The 9,897-nt window shown below is 41.6% G+C and carries 10 protein-coding genes; 1 reads left to right on the plus strand and 9 read right to left on the minus strand.

Annotated features, from left to right (window positions below):
• Window positions 1–162 precede the first annotated feature (162 nt).
• The 9 genes from J7E77_RS23640 to J7E77_RS23680 all read right to left on the minus strand — a co-directional run bounded on the left by J7E77_RS23640 (window position 163) and on the right by J7E77_RS23680 (window position 9,288).
• Complete coding sequence (locus J7E77_RS23640; RefSeq protein WP_214717276.1) at window positions 163–1,128, minus strand: SIS domain-containing protein; 966 nt, start codon at window positions 1,126–1,128, stop codon at window positions 163–165.
• Between the two features lie 3 nt (window positions 1,129–1,131).
• Window positions 1,132–2,364, minus strand: a complete 1,233-nt coding sequence (locus tag J7E77_RS23645) for an MDR family MFS transporter (protein ID WP_214717277.1) — start codon at window positions 2,362–2,364, stop codon at window positions 1,132–1,134.
• Between the two features lie 59 nt (window positions 2,365–2,423).
• Window positions 2,424–3,257: a TIM barrel protein gene (locus tag J7E77_RS23650; RefSeq protein WP_214717278.1), complete on the minus strand. Its 834-nt coding sequence runs from the start codon at window positions 3,255–3,257 to the stop codon at window positions 2,424–2,426.
• A gap of 181 nt (window positions 3,258–3,438) precedes the next feature.
• Complete coding sequence (locus tag J7E77_RS23655) at window positions 3,439–4,338, minus strand: carbohydrate ABC transporter permease (RefSeq protein WP_251028170.1); 900 nt, start codon at window positions 4,336–4,338, stop codon at window positions 3,439–3,441.
• Window positions 4,339–4,342: 4 nt separating this feature from the next.
• Complete coding sequence (locus J7E77_RS23660; RefSeq protein WP_214717279.1) at window positions 4,343–5,230, minus strand: carbohydrate ABC transporter permease; 888 nt, start codon at window positions 5,228–5,230, stop codon at window positions 4,343–4,345.
• A 126-nt stretch (window positions 5,231–5,356) separates the two neighbouring features.
• A complete protein-coding gene (locus tag J7E77_RS23665; RefSeq protein WP_214717280.1) occupies window positions 5,357–6,649 on the minus strand; it encodes an ABC transporter substrate-binding protein in 1,293 nt (430 codons plus the stop codon).
• An 85-nt stretch (window positions 6,650–6,734) separates the two neighbouring features.
• Window positions 6,735–7,604, minus strand: a complete 870-nt coding sequence (locus J7E77_RS23670) for a fructoselysine 6-kinase (RefSeq protein ID WP_308160755.1) — start codon at window positions 7,602–7,604, stop codon at window positions 6,735–6,737.
• 48 nt (window positions 7,605–7,652) lie between these two features.
• Complete coding sequence (locus J7E77_RS23675) at window positions 7,653–8,390, minus strand: GntR family transcriptional regulator (RefSeq protein WP_251026477.1); 738 nt, start codon at window positions 8,388–8,390, stop codon at window positions 7,653–7,655.
• 430 nt (window positions 8,391–8,820) lie between these two features.
• Window positions 8,821–9,288: a hypothetical protein gene (locus tag J7E77_RS23680; RefSeq protein WP_214717282.1), complete on the minus strand. Its 468-nt coding sequence runs from the start codon at window positions 9,286–9,288 to the stop codon at window positions 8,821–8,823.
• 384 nt (window positions 9,289–9,672) lie between these two features.
• Between J7E77_RS23680 and J7E77_RS23685 the strand changes: the two genes are divergently transcribed.
• Window positions 9,673–9,849, plus strand: a complete 177-nt coding sequence (locus J7E77_RS23685; RefSeq protein ID WP_214717283.1) for a hypothetical protein — start codon at window positions 9,673–9,675, stop codon at window positions 9,847–9,849.
• Window positions 9,850–9,897: the final 48 nt, after the last annotated feature.

Below are 9,897 nucleotides of genomic sequence, written 5' to 3' on the forward strand. Positions count from 1 at the left end.
ACAAATTTATATAGAAACATTTGGTGCCTGACACCATTCATGGACATTTGTCCTCGTGTCGCGAACAATAAGGACCATCCCCCAACTGTCCACCCACAGCGGACAAATAGCCAAAGTGTCTTTCTTTGGTGCCTGACACCATCAATGACTCCAACAATTGTATTAGTAAGGTACTTTCCACATGTATCTTCTGGTGGTTAGTGGGTGGTTGCGGGCTTCGGCTAGTTCTTCGGCGTATTGGCGCAGGACGGTTTGCAGGACGAGTGGGGCGATGTAGCCTTTGACACTTTCGGCCACTCCTGTTAGGTCAAATTCCTTCGCATCGAGAACAACTAGTCTCTCGCCATAATGTCGGGTGAATTCCAATGAACGTTCTTCTAATGGACGAGTCTCGTCTAAACCCAACAGCTGAATCACTGGAACGTCTTTATCCAACACTTCAAATGGCCCATGGAAATACTCCCCGGCATGGAGGGCGTGCGAATGAATCCACTGCATTTCCATCAGCAGGCAAATCGCAAACCAATAGGCAATACCATAATTGGCGCCGCTCGCCATTGTGTAAATCACTTTTTCATCCTTATATGATTGGGCAAATTCCTTGGCCGAAGCTAAAAACTTTGCTTTCTCTTGTACGAGTATTTGATCTAGGTTCTCTAAGGAGGCAACGACCTCTGAAAACTTTTCATTTCCTTCTTTGATGGCCAGAAGTCCAAAAACAAGCTCCAACATCACAGCCTGCGCCTCGTTTACAAACTTCGCTTCTTTCCCATCTTCATAAACAATGACATATTCAGATACTTGGGCAAGCGGTGATTCCGCATCAAAGGTTAGTGAAACAGTAATCGCACCTTTTTCCCGTGCGAAGCGGGCTGCCTCGACCGTCTCTGGCGTTTTTCCATAGTGCGAGCACGTAATCACCAACGATTTCTCATTGAGTTTCCGTGGGTTACGGTGCACAAACTCATTGGAACTATATAGGTCAGAATCAATGGTGTCACTTTCACGGTCTAACACGTATTTACTTGCATACATGAGGGAAGAAGAGCCCCCGCATCCTACGAAATAAACACGATTAATGTCCCTTTCTTTAAAAACCTCTAAAGCCTTTTGAACGTCTGCTAACATTCTTTATCCTCCTTTATTTATTGACTTTACGGTTGAAACTTCCTTTTGCGTATATTGGAGCCTTTGATATGCACCAAAACAAATCAAGGCAAAACCACAAATTAAAATACAAGAATACAGCAGCACCAAGGACCCAAACCCGTCGTACAGCAGCCCGCCCAGCAAAGGCCCGATCGTTCTGCCCACATTGGCAGCACCACTGACTAAACCTTGATACATACCTCTTCTATTGAGGGGTGCCAGTCGATCCGCAATCGCTGGCACGGCTGGAAAAATAAGAATTTCTCCGATTGTCATAATCACCATCCCCGTTACAAACCCGCCATACGACTGGCTGTGTGACAGGAGGGCGAAGGTTAGCATAAAAAAAATCACACCGGATAGAAGCTGCCACTTCACCGGACTCTTCAGTCGGGCCATGAACCACTGGATCAAAGGCTGCCCAAACAAGATCAGTAAACCGTTGATTGTCCACAAAGCACTATACGCTGACAACGGAAAACCTAACTGGTGCATATAATTAGAAATACTCGTTTGCCATTGGATATACGTAACCCAACAAAACATAAACCCTAAACAAAGAATGAATAACGAATGGAAGCTTTGCTTCGTAGGACGCACTTCTTTTTTTAGCGTCAGGGCCGTATCCTTTTTTACAGTTGCTTCATAAATGGGTTCCCTCTCATCAAGAGCAAACCAAACGATGAAAATAAACAGGAGGTAGGTGAACCCATTCACCCAAAAGACGTATTGAAACGAAAATTGGGCCACAATTCCACCGAGAGCGGTACCTACTGCTACACCGAAATTGAGAACAAGGTAAATTAAGTTAAAGCTTTTTCTACCGCCTTCCTTCCAAACAAACCCAGCGAGTGCATAAATGGGAGGGAAAATGGTTCCAATCCCTAATCCAAGAAGAATCATCGCTAGAATATAGATAGGCCATGATAACCCTATTGAAATAATGAAAATAAGACATGCTGATGTTAGAACAGCGAGGAGCAGGGTTCGTTTCCCTCGGATGCGGTCATACAAATAGCCGCCAAGAAAACTGCCAACAATTTCAGCCCCGGAATGAAGCATTAGAACAAATCCCGCTTCAGATAGTGTTTTACCCATCCCTTGGGTCATGTAAATGGTATGCAAGGGCCAAAGAAAAGCCATACCTGTCGAATTGACTAACATTGCTATTAATAAAACTTTTAAATTCCTGGGATAACTCCTCCATATAGACATAGGATAAACTCCTTTATATCGCTGAACTAGTCACCCGATTCGGAACAATTCCTCCACTTTTACACCAGAAAGGGTGCAAGACTTCGTAACGATTTTTCAACGGCCTGATTTGGATCTATCAAGTATTGAGAAGAAGTAAACTCCAACGTAAGAGCGCGATTGTAATTGTGGTCACCTAAGGTTTTCATGTATTTTTCCAATGGCAGGCTGCCGTCTCCCCAAGCTAAGTGTCCACCCGGGTCCCCATCAATAAAGTGGATATGGACAAAATCCTCGCGTAATTCTTCAAAGTAGCTAGCTAGCGCTTCTCCTTCAACCGCAAGCGGAATGGTATCGACCATTCCCTTCAGAGCAGGTGAATGGATTGAATCGAGCATTTCTTTTAGATCAGGCAAAGTATTAATCAGATTGGACTCGATTTTTTGTAGTGGCTCCAAGGCCAGAACGGTTCCTTGTTTCTCCGCATAGGCGGTAAGCTGCTCTAATGAATCTTGGGTCCGGCTCCAGGCTTCCCGTCTGCTTTCATTGCGGTACCCCCACCCGGCCGTTACTAACACCATCGGGGCTTCTAATTCAAGAGCGGCATCGATTGACTTTTTAAAGTAAGCCACACTTCTTTCACGAATCGCTGACTCCTTTGCCGCAAGATTAATAGGGTACATACACTGTTCTGGTGTAAAGCAAACGACCTCGAGGTCACGCCGGGCAATCTCTTTCTTAATGGCGCGGATTGCAGTTAAGGATAAATCCTCCACATATAGGTGCGGTGCGGCACCCCACAGTTCAATTTTTTCAAACTCATACTTCACCATCGCATCTAAAAAATAGTCCAGCGGATAGTGCAGGTAGTGAAAATTCATCCCAGTTATTTGTGACCGTTTGATTTTTCCCATCCAATCCCTCCAACGTAGAAAGTTCGTTAGCATCCTAATATTTACCAAAATACTCATTTGGTATATACCATTTAAACCAATCATGAAAAACCAACTGATTAGTTAACAGAATAGGAAAAGCAATCCACCCTTTCCTATTCTGTTTAAAAACCTTCAATTCAACCAACATCTTTGGATAAAATTACCCTTTCACACTGCCAGCAGACAGTCCGCGGACAAATTGCTTTTGGAAAACGATATACGCAATAATCATTGGCAGCGCCGAAATCGCTAATCCCGCCAATTGAATCCCAAAGTTGGTATTCAACTGACTTCGCAAATTCATCAGCCCAACTGGAATCGTCCTCAGGGAAGAGTCTTCCACAAATACTAACGCGAACATAAATTCATTCCAGACGTTCATCCCTGTTAATAAAGCACACGAGGCAATAATCGGTTTCCCCATCGGAACAATAATATGCCTATACACCTGCCACGTATTACACCCATCAATAATGGCCGACTCCTCAAGCTCTTTCGGGATGGATAGAAAATAGGACCGCATTAAGAAAATCGCAAACGGCAATTGAAACGCAACATACGGAAGGATTAACGCCCAGTAGGTGTTGTAAAGTCCCACCGCCTGCAGCAATTTATACAGTGGAATTAAGCTGACCTGCGGCGCCAGCATCAAACCACTTAGGATGAGAAGCAGAAAAATGTTCTGCCCCTTAAACTGAAAGCGGCTTAACCCAAAGGCGGCCATCGACCCGAGCAGTAACACCGAGACGACTGAAGCCACTGTTATGAACACACTGTTTAGGAAAAATTGACCAATCCCCGCATCCCATGCTGCCTGATAATTTCCCCACAGCCAATCCTCCGGCAACGACCATGTGTGCAAGAAAAAGTCTGCATTCGATTTTAGTCCGCTCAAACCGAGCCAGATAATTGGATAGATGATAATCAACGAAAAGATCCCAAACCAGACAAGCACAGCAGATTGGAAAATTCGATTCTTAATCTTCAGGGACATCCGTGAACTTCCTGTCCCGATTTCATTCCTATTACTCGTCTTTACCAAAGGGTTATTATTTATCATTGCCTTACGCCTCCTTCCCTGATTTGCCTATTTTTAACTGAACTAAGGAAAGGGTTAGGGTTATGACAAAAATAATGGTCCCAATCGTGGATGCATAGCCCATTTCATCATTTCGGAACGCGGCCCGATAAAGCATCGTGCCTAAGACCTCGGTTGAACGACCAGGTCCCCCATTGGTCATCACATACACTTCATCAAAGACTTTGAACGCACCAATAACAGTAATCACCGTACCGACAAGAATCATTTCCTTCATTTGTGGCAAGGTGATATAAATGAACGTTTTTATCTTAGAAGCCCCATCAATCATTGACGCTTCATAATATTCAAAAGGGATTTTTTGCATGGCAAGCAAGAAAAGCATCGTCATATAACCGGTATACTGCCATTGCGAAACAGCTACAACGGCATAAATTGCAGTCTTACTGTCACCCAACCAAGATAAGGCCCATTCTGATTGACCGATTGTTTTTAACACCCCATTCACTAAACCAACTTCTGGGTTATAAAGCAGCTGCCATAATAACCCAACAACAGCAATCGAAATAACGGAAGGGATAAAAAAGACGGTCCGGAAAAAGGGCTGAAATTTTCTAATCAATTTATCTTCTAAAATGGCGGCAATAATTAAGCCCAAACCGACCTGAAAAATTAACGAAATAACCGCGTAAAGAGAATTATTTTTCAAGGCGGTAAAAAAGATTGGATCCTTGAAAAGTCTGCCATAATACTCTAAGCCAACAAATACTCTTCCAGCCTCAAAGGAATTCCACCGAAACAAACTGTTATAAAGATTTAATACGATCGGTAAAAATACAAAAAACAGGATGAAAAGGAGCGCTGGCATTATAAATAGTATAGCGGTTCGACTGCTTCGAAATGTTTTTGTCATCCCCAACTCCTCCTAGGAGGGGGTAAGCAGTGCCTGCCTACCCTGTCTCAATAATTAAATGTATCATGTATTAACTTTGAAAACTGTCTAGCTCTAGCTCCCAGCGGCTAGTGGACTTCGCTTTTCTTATTCCACTTCACTTTGTACTTGCTTAGCTACTTTTTGAACTTCTTTGATAATTTCTTCCGGTGTTTTTGACCCGTCAAGCAACAGCTGGATATTGGATAAATACACATCTGCTACCTTGGCATGGACGTCTGTGTCGAGCCATTCGGCCATACCTTCCGCCTTCTTCATGTAATCCACACCATCAGCTACTTCCTTCAGAGCCGTATCCGGGTTAGTGGCCCCATCAATCGGACTTGGCCAGCCAATTTGCTTCACAAGCTTCAAGGCATTTTCTTTACTTGTTAAGAACTTCAAGAATTTAATCGATTCTTTCGGATGCTTGGTTTTCGAAGAAACGATAAATCCATCCGGTGCACCAGTAATGAAACTTTGACTGCCCTTACCCTCTGCAATGGACGGCATTGGGAAGAAGCCCCAGTTTCCTTTCATATTATTCTCGACCGTTTGGAACTCTTCTAATTCCACATAGAAGATCGCTCCCTTACCAGCTGCAAATAATTGTTGTCCCATATCATGGGAACTAGAATTAACATTCTTCATAAAATAACCCTTTTTATTCAAATCTACTAACATTTGCATCGCCTTCACATAGCCAGGATCGGTGAACTCTCCTGATTTAGGATTATAGTCTTTCATTCTCACATCCTGTGCGACCATCTTTTGGTTTAATCCTGTTAAGTAATGGATCGCTGCCCATGGGCCTTGGTTTCCGAGAATGATAGGTGTTTCTCCGCCCTTTTTCAGGGTTTCCAACACTTGTAAAAATTCATCCCATGTAGTCGGTGCCTGAAGTTGATATTTATCAAAAATCTTCTTGTTGTAAACAAAGAATTTTCCATTGAAGCGAAGAGGAATACCGTAATTTTTTTCGTTGGATGTGAAAGGTTGAAGAGATGCCGGAATAAAACTGTCCTTCCATGCTGTATCTTCATTTAAATAAGCAGTCAAATCTAAAGCTGCATCAGCACGGACGAATTTTCTGGCAAATTCACCTGACCACGAAAACATAATGTCGGGAACTTCGTTACCGCCTAAAATAACACGGAGTTTGTCTTTAATCGGTTCATCCGCAACCGCTTCCATTTTAATCTTGATATCTGGATTTTCCTTTTCAAATGCTTTGACTACTTCTTCAAAATAAGGAGCGTATTCTGGCTGCGGCCATTTATGCAAAAATTTTAATACGACTTTCCCCGAATCCTCATTGGTGGAAGAAGAACTAGAACACCCCGTAAGTACCAGCGCGAACACCAACAGTCCTGCTAATAAAACGTTTATTTTCCTTCTCATTTCATTAACCCCCTTATTTTTTTAAATGATCAACCAGTTAAAATCCTTTCACCTCCCTACCCTTCTATCCTTATTTCAATCCCTTTTAGGAAATTAAAGGAATCCCATAACCAAATGCACCATCAACAAGACATGTTTTTGCCGCAAATTTCGCTCCTTCTACCAAACTATTTTTCAGGAGGACAGCTTCCTGCACATCAGGATTCACCTTTTTTTCAGAAAGATAATATAAGATAAACGCGGTAAAAAAGGAGTCCCCTGCGCCAAGCGTATCAACCGGCTGCACAAGGTGCGGCTCTTGTCGGTAAAAGGATTGGCCGTCATAGATGATCGAGCCGCGTGAGCCCATCGTGCCCAAAACTAATTGACTCCCAAAGGAATGGACACGTTTTAATAGATTCTCAACTTCCTCGTCGGCCAATTGCCCGCAACTTAGCAAACTGATATCAATATACTGGCAATTTCTCTCGAGCAACGCATCGGTATAATCACTTGAAAAATCATAAGATACCAGGATTCCGGATTCTTTTAACTTATGTAACTCTGAATCCATATCACTGTAGATGCTGCTATGGGCAATGTCGAAGCTTTTAATATAGGCCAAGTCTTCTGCGCTGAGGACAACCGGATGATCGCTTTGAACACCGCCCCCATTCCCACCAATAAACACTCGGTCTCCATCCACTAAATCAACCGCGGCAAATCCATTCTCCCCCTCATGCTGCCGACAATGAGTAATATCCACCTCCAAGCTTTTTAAGGTGGCAATAATATGCTCTGCAGCCCGATCATTGCCGAACACCCCAAGATAGGCCGCTTCAATCCCTAACTGCTTTGCATAGACACTGAAATTTAAAGCATTTCCACCTGGATACATCGTTTTTTTATAAACATATTTATCAACCACATTATCGCCAATGCCGATTACCTTCATGAAAAAACCTCCAATTACCACTATTGGTATATACCATTTGGTTTATTTAAAAACTGAAATGATTTTGCCTCATTTCAGCTTTAATTCCGAATAAAATTTCACAATGTCACTTCTTGTTAACGAAGTGGAGAATTCAATTTCCTTTTCATTTTTATCAAAAGCAACGGATTCTTGAAAGATACACGGACTTTCGGAACGTATTTTTAACAGCTTGCTTTCACTTTCATCCGACACGGTCACCTGCATGTACTCTTTTGCCATGACAAGGACAATCCCGTACTCTCTTTCTAAAATTTCATACAACGAATCATTTTCCGTAATAATTTCATCAAGCCTTGGGCAAAGCTTCTCTGGCAGGAACGATTCTTCAATCGAGATCGGTGTCTCATTAACAAGCCGAAGCCGTTTAATAGCAGTCATCACTTCCCCCGAGGGAAGCTTTAATTTTTGCGCTAAATGAGCGTGGGCTTCCATTTTACGAATGGACAGGATTTGTGTACTCGGAATCAATCCTTTACTCAACATGTTTTTGGTAAAACTGTTAAAGGTAACAAAATCCATCTCAATTTTACTTTGATTGATAAAGGTACCCGCTCCTACACGCCGTTCTACCACACCTTCCCTTTCCAGGATCGACAGGGTATGTCTTGCGGTCATACGGCTAATTTGAAACTGCTCGGCCAATTCCCTTTCCGAAGGAAGTTTATCACCGTGCTTAAGTTTCCCACTCTCAATTTCCTCAAGAATTTTATTCCTTAATTGTTTGTAAAATGGAGTTGCCTCTTCATCTCTTATCATTCTACTCATCTCTAATTTCTCCCATTTATGCAGATATTCAATACCATACACAAAGGATATAGTATTTCTACTTCTTTTGTAAATTTTTGTTTTCGCAGTGGTATATACCATTAGGAATAGAGTTAAGATAATCTTTTTGGAAGTTTGAAAACAGGTAATTTGTAAGCGCTTTAAATATGATGTGTCAGAATACTTAATTAATTTTAGGATAATCCATATCTTTAACCTTGTCAACCGAAGAAATTTCTACAAAATCAGCTATGAGAATACTAATTAAACGTTTGATTAGTTTCACCTTAAACCTTGTCAAGGCTAGGATTTCCCCTCCAACTGCCTAAGTATATTGTCGAGAATTGTCCAGCCATTTCACCGAATATACCTAAGGCATGTCCCCTTAGCATTAGAAAAGAGAGCATGAATCACCTCTCTTTGAACTAAATTACTGATTATAATCCCACATAATCCTCCACTCACCTTTTTCTTTTACTACAAAAACCTCTTGCTTTAAATCAAAATTTCCATATTTCCCTTTATAGGTTTGGGTAACAGGAACCGTGTATACATTTTTCAGCAAAGGTCCTGTTTTAGACATCTTCCACTTCTTCATTTCTTCCGGCTTGCCGATTGTATAGGTAAAGCTTTCCACGCCAAAATGGTTCATGAACACATGGGCACGATCCTGGATGTAGTTTCCTTTAGTGAACTTTTCCTTCATAGCAGAATGAAATAGATTCCATGAATTCGCGAAATCACCGTCAACTTCATACCTATAAAACTCGTCGACCATTTCCTTTGCCTGATTGCTAGGAGAAAAGAAAGCAAACTCCATTGCCAGAAAAATTAAGATACTAACAATCAAAACGATACCAATAATCATACCTTTGGAAAGTCTAGATTTTTTAGCCATGGTTATCTCCTTACGTTCCAAGCTATATATCTAACAATATGTTTAACCATGTCCAAATAGTATTTTGAATTGATTTGGATGAGTAAAATCTCCCCTGCTCCTTCCCTTTATTAACTTCTGTTGAAATCGCTCAGCAGGGTGTCTGGCATCAGAATTATAAATTTTATTCATTAGAAAACAACTTCCTAGATATATTAAAACCACCAATTTCCACTAATAACACCAAGCTTTCTTTAATCTTTAAGCGTTCTCTGCGGTAAGATGGAAGGAATCCGTTGGAACTGCCCCACAATTCTACGATTTAACGATTCTTTCTTTTTCTCCCACCTTTAATATTATAGTCACGAGAAAATTGGCAATGATAGTAGAGGAGGTGAAAAAAAGATGACAAACGACCCGAATCTTCGTGGAAATATGCTCGATCACGAATGGAATAGTGAAGAGGTTCAAAATGAAATCATGTTCAGCGGAATAATCGACGATGAATGGCTCGAAAACAGACGAACAGACGATGAAGACTATGACTATCAAGATGATGACCATAACGATTACGTATGGTAACCCAGCACAAAAAGCCACGGAAAGGTTAGACTAACCTAAGAAAATGAG

The sequence above is a fragment of the Bacillus sp. ISL-77 genome, from assembly GCF_018613105.1.